This is a genomic window from Thauera sp. 2A1, assembly GCF_009469595.2.
Lineage (GTDB): Bacteria > Pseudomonadota > Gammaproteobacteria > Burkholderiales > Rhodocyclaceae > Thauera.
In genome coordinates, this window is record NZ_SSXV01000020.1 from 29,779 (window position 1) to 43,877 (window position 14,099).

Below are 14,099 nucleotides of genomic sequence, written 5' to 3' on the forward strand. Positions count from 1 at the left end.
TGCGTCCGTCCAGGGGGGCGGGACATGTCGCGACAATGGCTGGAACTCCGGTTCCTGGGGGGCGTGCTCGCCGCTGCTTCCGCAATGTGGCTTTTCATCGAGGTCGCCGAGGAGGTCGTCGAAGGCGATGCGCGGGCGATCGACACGGCGATCCTGATGTTCTTTCGCACGCCCGCCGATCCCGTCGACCCGGTCGGACCGCGATGGCTGGAGGACTTGGCGCGCGACCTGACCGCACTCGGCAGCCCGGTCGTGCTGGGCATCATCGTGGGGGTGACCTGCCTTTTCCTGCTGCTCGCCGGGCGGCATCGAACATCGCTGTTCGTCCTCGGCGCGACCGCCAGCGGTGGCATCGCCAGCACCCTGCTCAAGCTCTCCTTCAATCGTCCGCGCCCCGATCTGGTGCCGCACACCCTCTACGTTTCGTCGGCCAGCTTTCCCAGCGGGCATGCGATGATCTCGGCGCTTGTCTATCTCACGCTCGGTGCCCTGGTGGCGCGCCTCGTCCGTGGTCGGCGGCTGAAGCTCTATGTGCTTTCCGTCGCCGTGCTGCTTTCCGGGCTCGTCGGACTGACCCGCGTCTACCTGGGCGTGCATTGGCCCAGCGACGTCGTCGGCGGCTGGGCGGCAGGCGCCGCCTGGGCACTCGGATGGTGGGCGGCCGCGCAGCTCATCCATCTGGGAGAGGAGACCGAAGGATGAAGGGCCAGACCTTGTTTCGCCGCCTCGGCTTCGCGCTGTCCGGCCTGGGCTTCGCCATCGCCCGCGAGCGCAGTTTCCGCACTCACCTGCTGGCGACCGCCTTCGTCCTGCTGGCGCTGCTGCTCATCCGGCCGGAGCCGCTGTGGTGGGCGGTCGCGGTATTGGCGATCGGCCTGGTGCTGGTCGCCGAACTGCTGAACACGGCGGTGGAGACCCTGTCCGACCGGCTGCATCCGGAGCGGCATCCCGAGATCCGTGTGGTGAAGGACGTCGCAGCAGGCGCGGTGCTGCTCGCCAGCACGATTGCGGTGGTGGTCGCGGTGATCTTCCTGCTGCGCTGAACCGGGCTGCCGCCGTGCAGGTGAAATGGGGCGCGGAGGCGCCGTAGCATCTCTACCAGGAGGAAATCTTCGGCCCGGTGCTGTGCGTGGCGCGCGGCCCTCTGCTACAGGCCGAAATGAAAGCGCACGCGCTCCTCCAGCAGGCGGCGCGTGTCTTCCTCGCTGGCGGCGGCCAGGTGCTCGAAGATCTCGCGTGCAATGGGCGTGAATGCGGCCATCACCTCGGGATCGAAGTGCCTGGCGGTGTCGCGCTGCAGGATGGACATCGTCGTGTCGAAGTTCAGCGCCTCCTTGTACGGCCGCCGCGAGCACAGCGCATCGAACGCATCGGCCACCGCGAAGATGCGCGCCGGCAGCGGAATGCCGTCGCCCGACAGGCGGCGCGGGTAGCCTGAACCATCCCACTTCTCGTGGTGGGCGGCGACCACCGCGACCGCCTCGTCGAGCCAGCCGATGCCGGTGACGATCTCCTCGCCATGGCCGACATGCGTGTGCATGATTTCCGTCTCGTCGGTGTCCAGCGCCCCCGGTTTCAGCAGGATGGCATCGGGGATGCTGATCTTGCCGATGTCGTGCAGGAAGCTGCCGACGATCAGCGACTGCATCGCGCGTTCGCGCAGGCCGAGGCGCTCGGCGATGCGGGTGGCGATCCACGCGACGCGGAAATTGTGCGCGCCGGTGTCCGAGTCGCGCTTGGCGATGGCGCGGCCGAGCGCCTCCATCATCGACAGGTGGGAATCGAGGATTTCGCGCGTCTTGCGCTCGTTGTCCGCCGACAGGTGCACCACCACCGGGTAGATGGCCAGCCCGCACAGCAGCGAAGCCAGGCCTACCATCAGCGCCGTCGCCACCGCATGGTGCAGGATCTCCCGTTGCTGCCACGCCGACACGACCCGCACGCCCTCGAAATAGCCCGAGACGCCTCCGCTGCCGCCGGCCAGTCCGCGCAAGGGGACGAACACGCGCAGCACCCAGCGACCGTCGGCGAGGTGGAAGCTGTCGTCGGTGGCCTGGCCGTCCATGGGACGCAGGTGGCCCGGCAGTTGCGCCTCGACCTTGCGCCCGTCCGCCGTCATCGCGGTGGCGAGGCGCAGGCCGTCGAGATCGTAGATCTCGGCGATGTCGAACAGCCCGCCGGTGAGCAGGGCCGCAGCCTGTTCCGCGTTCTGCCGCGCCAGCGGCCCACTGAGTGCGATGGGGCCGAGGTGGTGCAGCAGGCGGCCCGACTCCTCGACGGCCAGCGCGACCGTCGCCTGCTCCGCCTGCTCGTGTGCGACGAGGCCGGCGATGGGGCTGGCCACTGCGGTGAGCAGCAGGCTGACGACGGCGATGCGGACGGCGGTGCGCTGGTTGAAGGAGTTCATGGTGTCCGTATCCGGGGCCACGCTGCAGTCTAGGCCAGGACCGGCACGACGTGCCGACCCGGCAGCGGCCGCGTGATCCGCCTGGTGATGATCCGCATGTCGATGCGCCCGGGGCTCTTTCAGCACCGCTTCAGTTTCGCTTCAGAGTGGGTTCAGGGGCGGTGTGGAGAATGTGCCTCATGCCAGACCGGCATGCGACCACCCGAAGGAGACTGACATGAAAACCCGCTACCTCGTTGCCGCCACCGCCGCCCTGCTGATCGGCGCCCCCGCGTTCGCCGGCCCGCAATGCACGACCGCTGCGCCCACCACCTGGATGACGCAGCAGCAGATGCTGCAGAAGCTGGTCGACACCGGCCACACGATCGAGCGCTTCCTCGTCACCAAGGGGAACTGCTACGAGATGTACGGCTGGGACAAGGACGGCCACCGCGTCGAGATCTATCACAACCCGGTTGACGGCCAGGTCGTCAAGGCGCGGACCTCGACTTCCGTGTCGACCACCACTCCGACCACGACCACCACTCCGACCACGACCACCACTCCGACCACGACCACCACTCCGACCACGACCACCACTCCGACCACAACGACCACGGCCACCACTCCGACCCGGACGATGTGATGAGCAGCACACCGGCCGGTGCCGCACCCGCGCGCCTGGCGGGCGGCACCGGCCGCCAGGAGATCTCGACCATGACCGAACTCGTACCGAACCGCCCGACCCGGGTGTGGGACCCTTTCGTACGCATCTTCCACTGGAGCCTGGTGGCGTGCGTGCTGCTGAACTTCTTCGTCGTCGATGACGGCGAGACGCTGCACATCTGGCTCGGCTACACCGCCACCGGGCTGGTGATGGCGCGCATCGTGTGGGGCTTCGTCGGCACCCGGCATGCGCGCTTCGCCGATTTCTTCCCCACGCCGGCGCGGCTGCGCGCGCATCTGGCGGGGCTCGTCACCGGCCGGCGCGAAGTCCACGAAGGGCACAACCCGCTGGGCGCGCTGATGATGCTCGCGCTGATGGCGCTGGTCCTGGGGCTGGGCGCGTCGGGCTGGATGCTGACGCTGGATGCCTATTGGGGCGCCGAATGGCTGGAGGAAGTGCACGAGGCGCTGGCGTCCATCCTGATCGCGCTGGCCGGCCTGCACGCGGCGTCCGCGATCGTGATGGGCCGGCTCGAGCACACCAACCTCGTCGGCGCGATGGTCACCGGGATCAAGCTGCGCCGCGGGCGAGGCGGCGCGGACTGAGCGGCGCGCCGGTCGCCACCGCCACGGTGCTCAGTAGCGTGTGGTGAGATCCGTCAGCCATTGCGGCGACGCCCCCACCGCCCAGGCTTCGAAGCGCTTGTCCGCGCCGGTGAGGATGGCGAGGCCAAGCACCAGCATCAGCGCGCCCAGCACCTGCTTGCCCGCACCGCCGGCGCCCAGCAGGCGCTTGCGCCAGCGCGGCGACAGGCCGCGCGCCGCGAGCAGACCCAGCACCACCAGCGGTGTGCCGGCGCCGATGCCGAAGAGACCCATCAGCAGCCCCACCTGCTGCAGTTGCGAGCCCTGCGCGGCCAGCGTGGTCGCGGCGCCCAGCGTCGGACCGACGCAGGGCGTCCACACCACGCCCAGCAGCAGGCCGACCAGCAACTGCCCCTGCCAGCCGCCGGCGGTGATGCGCGCCATCGCGCCATGACCCGCGGCGGCAAGGCCCGCGGTCGCGACGGCGAAGCGCGCCTGCAGGGGTCTGGACAGCAGCACCACGCCCAGGGCCAGCAGCAGCACGGCGGCGAACTGCCTGAACACGCCCTGGTCGAGGCCGATCGCCACCCCGATGGTGGCGATGAACAGCCCCACCACCGAGAAGGACAGTGCCAGCCCCGCGGCCAGGGCGAGCGGTCCGCGCGGATGCTGGGCCGAGGCGCCGGCGATCAGGATGGGCAGCAGCGGCAGCACGCAGGGCGACAACGTTGACAGAACGCCGGCCCCATAGCCGAGCGCATAGGTTCCGATGCCGAATTCCATCGCCTCGCTCCCGGCAGATCAGAGGGCCTTGCCGAGCAGCTCGGCCAGCGCTTCCTTGCGCGTCTGCCCGGTGGAGCGGGCCACTTCCCGGCCACCCTTGAAGACCACCAGCGTGCTCTGCTGCGCGACCTTGAGGCGGCGCTTGAGCTCACTTTCGCGGTCATAGTCGGCGACGAACAGCGTGAGATCCTTGAACCGCGGCTCGGACATCAGCTCGCGCAGCAGCGGTGCCTGGGCCCGGCAGGTCGGGCACCAGTCGGCGTGAAAGTGCACCGCGGCAGGCTTGCCTGCGGCAACGGCGGCGTCGAAGGCCGTGGCATCGAAGGGGGCTTCGCCGGCCTGGGCGGATGCGGCGACGAGGCCGAGGAGGCAGGCCGTGGCGAGCGAGCGCAGTGAAAGAAGGGATTTCATCGGTGTCCTCCGAGGGTGATCGACACCGGTAGGTTCGTTCGCGCCGGGGCGCCGGTTACAGCTTCCGGGAAATTTGCCGCGGGGGCCTCGCGTTTCCTTACCAGCGCAGCCCGCGCGCGCCTGCCAGCGCACCCAGCCCGGCCGGCACGAGCATGCCCAGCACGTACCAGACGGCGAGGAAGGGCGCTGCCGTTTCGGGGCAGTGCAGCGCATACACGGCGGCGCCCACGCCGCCTGCCATCCAGCCCGTGGCGGCGCCGGTCAGGGCCGGCCGTGTCGGCGCCAGCCCGCGCAGTGCCCAGAACGCGGCGATGCCGGCGGGGACCGCCGCGATCGTGATGCTGAACACGCAGGTGCGCCAGGTCTGTCCCCACAGCAGGGCCGGTCGCGCCGCGGCATCCGCGCCCAGCCACACGACGAGCGCCCACAGCCACAGCAGCAGCACCGGCAGCACGAGCATCCATGCCGACGCGCCGCCGATGCGCACGCCGGGGTGCGCCATGCGGTGCACGACCCGCGCCGCCAGCGCCGCGACGGCCAGCGGCACCGCCAGCTTGGCCCAGAAGCCGCCGGTCAGCACGAGTTGCGGCAGGTCGGCGCGCAGCCCGTAGGCGGTGGCGATCCATGCCAGGGTCAGCACCGTGCCGCTGGCCAGCGCAAGCGCCAGGCGGCGCTCGCCGGCGTGGCGCGGGACGGGGGTGTCGTCGGCCGCCAGCAGGCCGATCAGATCGTCGGTTTTCATGTCTGCTCCTTCCATAGCCGTGCCAGTGCCTTGATGCCGCGATGCACGCCCACTTTCACCGCCGACTCGGACATGCCGGTCAGGTGCGCCGCCTCGGCCACCGAAAGCCCTTCCAGCTTGGTGTGCTGGATCGGCAGGCGCTGGTGGTCGGGCAGCCGCTCGAGCATGCGCGACAGATCCCGCCTGGCATCGCCCGCGGCGGCGTCGGCGGTGACGAAGATGTCGCTGTCGTCGTCGAACGGGTCGTTCAGCGCCTCGTGCCGGGCACGGCGGCGAAACAGGTCGACCAGCTTGTAGCGCGCGATGGCATGCACCCAGGCCGTCAGCGGCACGTCGCGACGGTAGGTGTGGCGTTGCTGATGCACCGCCAGCAACGCTTCCTGCACCAGGTCCTCGACCTCGTCGGGCAAGGACTGCAGCCGCCGGCGAAAATAGCCGCGCAGCAGCGTGCTCAGCCGCTGCAGAAAGATGCGGTAGGCCCGTCCGTCACCGTCCAGTCCCGCCAGCAGCAGATCGCGCAGTTCGTCTTCCATGGTTCCGTACCGGCAGATTCGGTGTACCGGGGCGAAGGGTTACAGGTGTCCGGGAAAAATTCGTCGCCCTCACATTTTTGCCCGCGGCTGTAACCGGTCGGCGCCTCGGGTCGAACTTACCGGCGAGACTTCGGTGCGCACGCCACCGACGCCTCTCGACATCCAGTCATTCAACCATAGCGGAGAAATCATCATGACCCTCAAGTCCATCGCTGCCCTGGCCGCCGCCGTGATCGCCGGTTCCGCGTGGGCGGGCGCGCCTGCCGAGCAGAAGTGCGGCGCCAGCACCTGCGGCAAGAAGGAAACCCCGTGCAAGCCGGGCGACAAGTGCGACGGCAAGGAGGCGAGCTGCAGCAAGAAGGACGCTGCCTGCGCGAAGAAGTGACGCGGGAGGCGTTCGCATGCCCGGGCTCGGATACCGGCGCGAGATGGCCGACTGGAACATGTCGGCCGTCGCCGCCGATTTCTTCGAAGTCGCGCCGGAGAACTGGATCCGGCGCGACCGGGCGCCGCTGCACCGGCTGATCGAGTCGGGGCGTCCGGTCCATCTGCACGGCGTGTCGCTGAACCTGGGCGGCAGCGCGGCCATCGACACCGTCTTCCTGCGTGAGGTCGCCGGCCTGATCGACGAGCTCGGCGCCTGCCACTACTCCGACCACCTGGCGGCCAGCGGCGACGCCCACCAGCTCTACGACCTGTTCCCCATCCCCTTCACGCTCACCGAGCTGCGCCGCGTCGCCGATCGCATCCGGCGGGTGCAGGACGTGCTCGGGAGGCGCATCGCGGTGGAGAACACCACCTGGTACACCAACGTCGGCGACATGCCCGAGGCCGATTTCCTGTCTGCCGTCGCCGAACGGGCCGATTGCGGCATCCTGCTCGACCTCAACAACATCGCGGTGAATCACAAGAACCACGGCGGGCACGACCTCGCCGCGTTCATCGCGCGTGTCGATCTCGGCCGGGTGAGCTATCTGCACGTGGCCGGCCACGAGTTCGACGAGCGCGTCGGCCTGTATCTCGACACCCACAGCCGGCCGGTCGAGCGCCCGACGCGGGAGATGGCCCGCCTGCTGCAGCAGCGGCACGGCGTGCCCGTGCTGCTGGAATGGGACAACGACGTGCCCGGCATGGACCGCATGAATCGGGAGCTTTCATGTCTCCAGCATTCTTCGACTACGTGAGGGGGCGCAGCGAGGTCGTGCCGGACGGCTACGCCGAGGCCGGCATGCGGGCCTACCGCCACCTCGTCCATCTGGGCGCGAGCCAGTTGGTGGACGCGCATTTCCCGCGCGTCAGGCAGGAACTGGGTGAAGAGGCCTGGCGATGCCTGATCGAGGCCTTCGTGCGCCAGTCGGCGTGGACGTCGCCCTACTACGGCGACCTGAAGGAGGCCTTCCTGGCCTTTCTGGCGCGGGAGGCCGCCTGAGGGCAGGGCAGGCGCGGCGCCATCGCGTGCGGCGAGCGTCGATCACCGCGATGCGTCGTGTCCGCGGCAACGAAGCTGTTCGCCGGATCGTCGGGCTCAGGGTGCGTCGCGGTGCTGCAGGCCCCGCAGGATCCGGCGCGCCAAGGCCTCGTAGTCGCCGTCGAAGTGATGGCTGCCGGCGGTGCGCACGAGCTCGACACCGTTGCCGATTTTCGTGCAGGCGGCCTCATCGTCGTCCGCGCCGTAGAAGCACTGCACCTGCCGTGGGTCGATGCGTCGCACTTCCGGCAACGTCGGCAGCGCCGTGTTGCGATGCTGCTCGAGCCAGCCCGACACGGTGACCTCGAAATCCGACTCTGCCGCGAAGGCGAGCAGCGACAGTTGCACCACCGCGGCCTGCGCTGCCGCCGGCAGGCGGTTGTATAGCGCGGGCAGCACGTCGGCGCCAAAGGAAAAGCCGATCAGCACCACTTTCTTCGCGCCCCATTTCTGCCGGTAGGCGTCGATGATGCGGCCGAGGTCCTGCGCGCCCTGTTCCGGCGTACGGTGCGCCCAGAAGTAGCGCAGCACGTCCACGCCCACCACGGGCAGGCCGCTGCGTTGCAGGATCGTGCCGAGCTGCTTGTCGAGGTCGCGCCAGCCGCCGTCGCCGGAATAGAGCACGGCGAAGGTGTCGCCGGGATGGGCGACCGGCAGCTCGACCAGCGGCAGGTCGGCCACCGCTGGCGGGGCTGCTGGCTGCGCGGGCGCGGCCAGCCCGTCGAGCAGCACTCCTGCCGGGCTGGCCTGCGAGTCGCTCGCCAGCCCGATCTGCGGATGCCTGGTGGCGAACTCGCCGGCGCGCAGGCGCACCCCGGTGCTGGCGGACGCGCTGAGCCGGATGTCCACGCCGTAGGGCAGCGCACCGGCGGGCAGGTCGTAGGCTGCCGCGCGGTGGGTGGCGCCGCGTGGCGCCGTGCCTGCGGGCTGCTCGCCGCACAGGGGTTTGCTGCCGGGCAGGGTGGGCGCCGGGTCGACGGCCAGCACGCGGTCCAGCGTGGCGGTGGAGGCCTGGCCGGCGACTTCCAGCGCCATCGTGCCGCCCGCGCCGATGCCGGCGAGCACCGGGAAGTGGTATTCGGGCGCGCCTGCTTCGCGCTGGGCCTGGTGGCTCACCGCCTCGATCTCGCCGACGAGGGTGACGCAGTCGTCGTGGCTTTGCGCCATGCGCCGCAGCGTGCCGGCGGTATCGACGCCGATGACGAGCTGTCCGCGCCCGGCCAGCGCGCCGGCCAGCTTGCGCTCCGCCTCGCCCCAGCCGTCCGCGCCCGAGAACAGCACCACCGCGCCCGTCGCCGTGGCTTGCGGCGGCACGATCTCGGGGGTGCCCAGCATCGGCTGCGCCGGCACCGCGGCGCGTGCCGTCGCCGCACACAGCAGAAGTCCGGCGAGCAGCAGGCCGACGGCCCGTTTCGGGCGTGATTCGGCAGCCAGGTATTCCTTCATTGCATTCTCCACGGCGCGTTGCCCGCTTCCTATTTGCCGATCACGCCCTTCAGCCCGCCGCCAATCAGCACGGTGATGTCCGTCAACGCCAGCATGGGGTTGAGGCCGCCGCTCACCGCCAGGTAGCGCGGCCGCCAGTCGGGGCGGAACTTGGACTTGAAGGCGCGCAGCCCGGCGAAGTTGTAGTAGCGCTCGCCGTGCTCGAACACCGCGCGCCCGACGCGATGCCACACCGGCGCCGCCTCGCTCGCCGACAGGCCGGACAGCGGCGCCATGCCGAGGTTGAAGGTGGCGTGGCCGGCGTCCTTGTAGTGCAGCAACAGCCGCGTCAGCAGCACTTCCATGACGCCGTTGGGGGCGTCGGGGACAAAGCGCATCAGGTCGATGCTCACTTCGTCGCGCAGCTCGGTGAGCAGCAGGTTGGCGAAGGCGACGATGCGGCCGCCGCGCCTGAGAAGCGCCACCGGCTGGCCCTGCAGGTAGTCGGGGTCGAAGGCGCCCAGCGAGAAGCGCTTCTCGCGCACCTTGTGATAGGCCATCCAGGCGGCCGATACCTCGGCGAGTTCGGCCAGGTGTGCCGGGACCGCTGCGGGCGGCAGGATGGAGAATTCGAGCCCTTCGCGCTCGCCGCGATTGATGGCCTGGCGCAGGCCGGCGCGCCGTGGGCCGTGGAGGTCGAACTCGGCCAGCGGCACGCGCGCCTCCTCGCCGAGCTTGAAGGCCATCAGCCCTGCATCGGCATACAGCGCCAGCGAATCCGCGGCCACCTGATAGAACACCGCGCGGCCGCCGGCACGGCCGGCCATCTCGACGAAGCGCCACACCAGCTCGGGCCAGCACTCGCGCGGGCCGACCGGGTCCGACAGCGCGACCCAGGAACGCCCCTGCCGGCCATACATGATGAAGGCGCGCCCGTCGGCGGAAAACAGCAGGCTCTTGTCACCCATCGCCACCAGGCAGGCCTCGGTGCGCGGCTGCGCGGCGACGATGCGCATCGCCTGGTCCAGCTCCTGCCGCGTCGGCCGTGCCGCCGCGCCGACGGACGGCCGCAGCAGCATCCAGCCGGCACCGAAGCCGGCCGTCAGCAGGATGCCGATCATGGCGCGCAGGCTGCGCGGCGCCTCCTTCGACAGCTCGAACTGCCACCACAGCTCGTGGCTGTAGGCGACTTCCTTGTAGACGAAGAACAGCAGGGCGGCCGCCGTGACGATCAGCGTGCCCATCGCCGCCAGCCAACCGGGCGACAGCGCTTGGTGCAGCAGCGACGCCGGCCGCGAGAAGACCCTGCGCGAGGCGATCAGCCCCGTCAACAGCGTGGCCAGCAGCACGACCTCGCCCACGGCCACGCCCTTGGCCATGGCCAGCACCATGGACAGCGGCACCAGCGCCATCGCCAGCCACCACGCGCCGTCGAGCCGGAACACCAGGCCGCGCGCCACCAGCAGCAACACCACGCCGAGCACGCTGCCGAGGAAGTGGGCGCCCTCGACCAGCGGCAGCGGCAGCCAGGCGGAGAGCAGGGTCAGCGACGCTTCGCCCACCGGCGTCACCCCGGAAAAGATCAACACCGCACCCAGCACCATCGTGAAGGCGCCGATGGTGGGCGGCGCCATGCGCGTGGCGGCGCGCAAGGCCAGCGCGGCGAGCGGGCTGGCGACGACGCGGCGCATTTCCAACGCGGAGACGGCGAGCACCGCCAGCACCAGCGGCACGAGGTGATAGATCACCCGGTACAGCACCAGCGCGCCGAGTACCGCATCGACCCCCGCGCGCGTGCCCAGGCCGGCGACGATCACCGTTTCGAACACGCCCAGCCCCGCCGGCACGTGGCTCAGCACGCCAAGGCCCACGGCGACGGCATAGAGGGCGATGACGGCCGGCAGGCTGGCGCTGCCCGTCGGCAGCAGGGCCCACAACACTGCGGCAGACGCCGACACATCGACTGCGGTGGCGACGAACTGGCGCAGCATCAGCCTTCGCGACGGCAGCCGCCAGTCGCGGGAAAAGAGGCGCAGCGTGCGCCCGTCGCCCGCCGCCAGCACCAGGCCCGCCAGCGCCAGCAGCACCGCGCCGCCCAGCAAGCGCGCCGCCGGCGCCGACAGCAGCCCGGCAAGCTCGCCGCCCGCGACCAGCATGCCGGCGCCGGCCACGCCGGCCAGGCCCAGCCCGAAGGCCAGCGTGACGAAGGTGACGATGCCGGCGATCTCCTCCGGTTCCACGCCCTGCGAGGTGTAGAAGCGGTAGCGGATCGCGCCGGCGGTGAGCGCGCCGAAGCCGACGGTGTTGCCCACCGCATAGGCGCAGAACGAAGTCAGCGCCACCACCGGCAGCGGCAGGCGGCGTCCCACGAAGGCAAGCGCACTCAGGTCGTACACCGTGAGCGCGGCAAAGCTGAGCGCGGTGAAGGCGAGCGCAGCGATCAGCGCCAGCGCGCCGGTGCTGTCGATGGCCGAGCGGATGTCGGCGTAGGACACGTTCGCCGCCAGGCGGCTGACCGCAAACCAGGCCAGCACCAGCAGCAGCGCCGCCAGCGCGGGCATCGCGATGCGTCGCAGCGGCGAGGTCCGCTCGCCGGATGTGGCTGCTGCGTCGTCCCGGCTCGCCATTTCCACCATGCAGTTCGCCTCCGCGTCATGGTCCGCCCGGGTCGGCAGTGCGCGGCGATCGATCTGCGCGGGCACGCCTGATCTGCGATGCGCGGTGTCCGCATGCGGCGACGCCGCGTCCTGGGGGCCGCCGGCGCGGCCAACCTCGCCGGGCAAGGGCAAGGACATGTTCATTATTGCGCGATCTCCTCATGTCGGGCGTCGCCGCCGTCGTTCCAGAAGCGTTCCATCGCGATGTAGGTGAACGAAGCGGACCAGCCGATCAGCAGCAGCCCCAGCAGCGCCTCGGTTCCTGCCAGCAGGCGCACCGGCCCGGTGGGCGTCAGGTCGCCGAAACCGAGCGAGGTATAGGTTTCGGCCGACAGGTACATGCAGTTCGTGAGCGATGCCGTGGCCGAACCCAGGTTTCCGGCGCCGCTCCAGTGGATGAGGGCGTACATCGCCGTGCCGAACATCAGGATCTCGGCGCCGTGCGCGAGAAATGCCCCCGCCATGACGACCAGCAGTTTCGTGCGGTGCGGGATACGCAATTGCGGCAGCCTCACGTGAAGCGTCCGCAGGGCTTCATAGTGCAGGACCGTGCTCGCCACGAGCAGGATGGAGCAGGCAAGGATGACGATCGCCATCGGCGGAACCCTCGGGCATGGAAGGCCGGGCGAGGGAGCGCGGGGACGTCCCGCACTCTTGCGCGGCCAAGTCTCCGGACCTCCCGGATCTAGCGCCAGCCTGAGCGTAGAAAACTTAACGCAGGCTTAACGGCATGCGGCGCCTTGGGCGGTCGGCGTCGATCCGGCAGGACGGCGATGGGTCACCAAGCGCGAGAGAGGCCGGTGTGTAAGGTCAGGGTGGTGGCGAGCCAGGCGCAGGCTGGGCTATACATGAGCGGGGCAGTGGTCTGCCCGATCGCGCTTTCCCTGGAGAAAGCCGCATGACCGTCCTGATCCTCGGCCTGCTGCTCTTCTTCGTCACCCACTCGGCGCGCATCTTCGCCATCGCGCCCTTCGCCTGATCGGAGTCACGACAATGCCCGCATCCGCATCCGCATCTGCATCCGCTGCCCCGCCAGACGCCGACCTGCGCGCCCTCTCTGCCCGCTTCCCACGTGCCGGCCAGTTGCAGACCATCCTGTTGCGATCCGCGCGCCGTGGCGCCGTGGCGGCGGTGTCCGAAGCGCGGGCGCTCGCCGGCCAGGGGCTGGCGGGGGACCACAAGACCGCGCGGCCCGCCGTGGCCGGAGGTGGCGGCAAGCGCCAGATCACGCTGATCCAGGCCGAGCACCTGCCGGTGATCGCCGCGCTCGCCGGTCGCGGCGCGCTCGACCCCGCCCTGCTGCGGCGCAATCTGGTCGTCGCGGGTCTCAACCTCGTCGCCGCCCGCGCGCTGTTCAACGACCAGCCGCTGCTGCTGTGCATCGGCGCCGAGGTCTTGCTCGAAATCACCGGTGCCTGCGATCCCTGCTCACGCATGGAGGAACTGCTCGGCCCCGGCGGCTACAACGCGATGCGCGGCCACGGTGGCGTCACCGCCCGCGTGCTGGCGGGCGGGATGTTGCGCGTCGGCGATGCGGTGACAGTCCGCCGCGCGCGCTGATCACGCGCCTTCGCGCCAGACCAAGGTGGCCGCTTCACGCCTGGAATCGCGCTTCACCAAGGAGTTGTTACAGACAAAGGCTCTTCCGAGTGACAGAAGCCGATGCGCCATGGAGGGAGCCTGCGGGCGGTTCTGTCGATCGATGGCCAGGGGCTCGCGGCCGACGCCACCGCGAGGCTCACGAATGCACTGGCGTTGCGGAAATCTTTACGCCCAAGGCATGAAGCAGCTTGAGCACCGTGTCATAGCGTGGCTTGGCACCGGGCGTGAGCGCTTTGTACAGGCTCTCACGGCCAAGACCCGCATCCTTGGCGAGCTGCGTCATGCCACGGGCGCGCGCAACGTCGCGAACGGCAGCGAGGAAGACATCAGGGTTTGGGTCTTCCAGAGCGGCTGTCAGATACTCAGCGATGGTTTCCTCATCGTTCAGGTAGTCGGCAGCGTCAAAGGTGGCAGTCTTGACCATCGTTCACTCCTTGTCCAAAAGCCGCGCCATCTCGATGGCGCGTTTGATGTCGCGCTTTTGCGACGACTTGTCCCCGCCCAGCAGAAGCAGATAGATCACTGCCCCACGTCGCGTGTAGTAAGCGCGGTACCCAGGGCCGACGTGAATGCGCATTTCCGAAACGCCCCCACCGACCGGCTCACAGTCACCAAAATTGCCGTGTTCAGCAGAGCGGATACGGTAGACGATACGGGCTCGTGCCACGTTGTCTTTCAAGCCGGCAAGCCAAGCGTCGAACTCGTCCGTACGCAGGAAGGTGTTCATGGCTGCAGTGTATCCAAAGGGATACATTCGAACAAGGGCGAACCGGTAGCGAAGACCGAGAGGCGCAACCCTGCACATCGCGCGGTAGAAGTTGGCCGATCGTACGCTGTGGGC

At 69.7% G+C, this 14,099-nt stretch carries 18 protein-coding genes; 8 read left to right on the top strand and 10 right to left on the bottom strand.

Annotation, left to right across the window (positions count from 1 at the left end; translation table 11 throughout):
- The first annotated feature begins 24 nt into the window (after positions 1-24).
- Both GH664_RS16525 and GH664_RS16530 read left to right on the top strand, forming a co-directional pair.
- Positions 25-702 (top strand): phosphatase PAP2 family protein, encoded by a 678-nt coding sequence (locus GH664_RS16525; RefSeq protein WP_153169172.1) that lies wholly within the window; start codon positions 25-27, stop codon positions 700-702.
- A complete protein-coding gene (locus GH664_RS16530; protein ID WP_153169173.1) occupies positions 699-1,043 on the top strand; it encodes a diacylglycerol kinase in 345 nt (114 codons plus the stop codon). The genes GH664_RS16525 and GH664_RS16530 overlap by 4 nt, the downstream gene beginning before the upstream one ends.
- Before the next feature lie 104 nt (positions 1,044-1,147).
- Here the strand turns inward: GH664_RS16530 and GH664_RS16535 are convergent, their stop codons facing one another.
- The gene (locus GH664_RS16535) at positions 1,148-2,407 is read right to left on the bottom strand and encodes an HD-GYP domain-containing protein (protein ID WP_153169174.1); all 1,260 of its coding nucleotides are present in this window, start codon (positions 2,405-2,407) and stop codon (positions 1,148-1,150) included.
- 217 nt (positions 2,408-2,624) lie between these two features.
- On the opposite strand from GH664_RS16535, the gene GH664_RS16540 reads away from it, so the two are divergent.
- Together GH664_RS16540 and GH664_RS16545 are read left to right on the top strand one after the other, a co-directional pair.
- A complete protein-coding gene (locus GH664_RS16540; protein WP_228111578.1) occupies positions 2,625-3,032 on the top strand; it encodes a PepSY domain-containing protein in 408 nt (135 codons plus the stop codon).
- Positions 3,032-3,658: a cytochrome b/b6 domain-containing protein gene (locus GH664_RS16545; protein WP_228111579.1), complete on the top strand. Its 627-nt coding sequence runs from the start codon at positions 3,032-3,034 to the stop codon at positions 3,656-3,658. The genes GH664_RS16540 and GH664_RS16545 overlap by 1 nt, the downstream gene beginning before the upstream one ends.
- A 30-nt stretch (positions 3,659-3,688) precedes the next feature.
- Here the strand turns inward: GH664_RS16545 and GH664_RS16550 are convergent, their stop codons facing one another.
- From GH664_RS16550 to GH664_RS16565, 4 genes are all read right to left on the bottom strand, one after another.
- The gene (locus GH664_RS16550; protein ID WP_153169177.1) at positions 3,689-4,420 is read right to left on the bottom strand and encodes a cytochrome c biogenesis CcdA family protein; all 732 of its coding nucleotides are present in this window, start codon (positions 4,418-4,420) and stop codon (positions 3,689-3,691) included.
- Between the two features lie 18 nt (positions 4,421-4,438).
- Complete coding sequence (locus GH664_RS16555) at positions 4,439-4,831, bottom strand: thioredoxin family protein (RefSeq protein ID WP_153169178.1); 393 nt, start codon at positions 4,829-4,831, stop codon at positions 4,439-4,441.
- Positions 4,832-4,928: 97 nt separating this feature from the next.
- On the bottom strand, positions 4,929-5,573 hold the full coding sequence (locus GH664_RS16560; RefSeq protein WP_153169179.1) for an NrsF family protein: 645 nt from the start codon (positions 5,571-5,573) through the stop codon (positions 4,929-4,931).
- The gene (locus GH664_RS16565) at positions 5,570-6,106 is read right to left on the bottom strand and encodes a sigma-70 family RNA polymerase sigma factor (protein ID WP_153169180.1); all 537 of its coding nucleotides are present in this window, start codon (positions 6,104-6,106) and stop codon (positions 5,570-5,572) included. The genes GH664_RS16560 and GH664_RS16565 overlap by 4 nt, the downstream gene beginning before the upstream one ends.
- A gap of 193 nt (positions 6,107-6,299) precedes the next feature.
- Here GH664_RS16565 and GH664_RS16570 point away from each other — a divergent pair, with 193 nt between their 5' ends.
- The 3 genes from GH664_RS16570 to GH664_RS16580 are packed head-to-tail and all read left to right on the top strand — an operon-like array spanning position 6,300 to position 7,535.
- Positions 6,300-6,491: a hypothetical protein gene (locus GH664_RS16570; protein ID WP_153169181.1), complete on the top strand. Its 192-nt coding sequence runs from the start codon at positions 6,300-6,302 to the stop codon at positions 6,489-6,491.
- 16 nt (positions 6,492-6,507) lie between these two features.
- Entirely contained in the window at positions 6,508-7,290 is a 783-nt protein-coding gene (locus tag GH664_RS16575) for a DUF692 family multinuclear iron-containing protein (protein WP_153169182.1), read from the top strand.
- On the top strand, positions 7,263-7,535 hold the full coding sequence (locus tag GH664_RS16580) for a putative DNA-binding domain-containing protein (protein WP_153169183.1): 273 nt from the start codon (positions 7,263-7,265) through the stop codon (positions 7,533-7,535). The genes GH664_RS16575 and GH664_RS16580 overlap by 28 nt, the downstream gene beginning before the upstream one ends.
- Before the next feature lie 96 nt (positions 7,536-7,631).
- On the opposite strand, the gene GH664_RS16585 is transcribed toward GH664_RS16580, so the two are convergent.
- The 3 genes from GH664_RS16585 to GH664_RS16595 are packed head-to-tail and all read right to left on the bottom strand — an operon-like array spanning position 7,632 to position 12,252.
- Positions 7,632-9,020 (bottom strand): virulence factor family protein, encoded by a 1,389-nt coding sequence (locus tag GH664_RS16585; RefSeq protein WP_153169184.1) that lies wholly within the window; start codon positions 9,018-9,020, stop codon positions 7,632-7,634.
- A gap of 29 nt (positions 9,021-9,049) precedes the next feature.
- Positions 9,050-11,800 carry a bifunctional lysylphosphatidylglycerol flippase/synthetase MprF gene (gene mprF, locus GH664_RS16590; RefSeq protein WP_228111580.1) on the bottom strand — a complete coding sequence of 917 codons (2,751 nt, stop codon included), beginning with the start codon at positions 11,798-11,800 and terminating at the stop codon, positions 9,050-9,052.
- Entirely contained in the window at positions 11,800-12,252 is a 453-nt protein-coding gene (locus GH664_RS16595; RefSeq protein ID WP_153169185.1) for a potassium channel family protein, read from the bottom strand. The genes mprF and GH664_RS16595 overlap by 1 nt, the downstream gene beginning before the upstream one ends.
- 397 nt (positions 12,253-12,649) lie before the next feature.
- Between GH664_RS16595 and GH664_RS16600 the strand changes: the two genes are divergently transcribed.
- Positions 12,650-13,216: an MOSC domain-containing protein gene (locus GH664_RS16600; RefSeq protein ID WP_153169186.1), complete on the top strand. Its 567-nt coding sequence runs from the start codon at positions 12,650-12,652 to the stop codon at positions 13,214-13,216.
- Between the two features lie 178 nt (positions 13,217-13,394).
- Here the strand turns inward: GH664_RS16600 and GH664_RS16605 are convergent, their stop codons facing one another.
- Positions 13,395-13,682 carry an addiction module antidote protein gene (locus GH664_RS16605; protein WP_153169187.1) on the bottom strand — a complete coding sequence of 96 codons (288 nt, stop codon included), beginning with the start codon at positions 13,680-13,682 and terminating at the stop codon, positions 13,395-13,397.
- Positions 13,683-13,685: 3 nt separating this feature from the next.
- The gene (locus GH664_RS16610; RefSeq protein ID WP_153169188.1) at positions 13,686-13,985 is read right to left on the bottom strand and encodes a type II toxin-antitoxin system RelE/ParE family toxin; all 300 of its coding nucleotides are present in this window, start codon (positions 13,983-13,985) and stop codon (positions 13,686-13,688) included.
- Between the last annotated feature and the right edge of the window lie 114 nt (positions 13,986-14,099).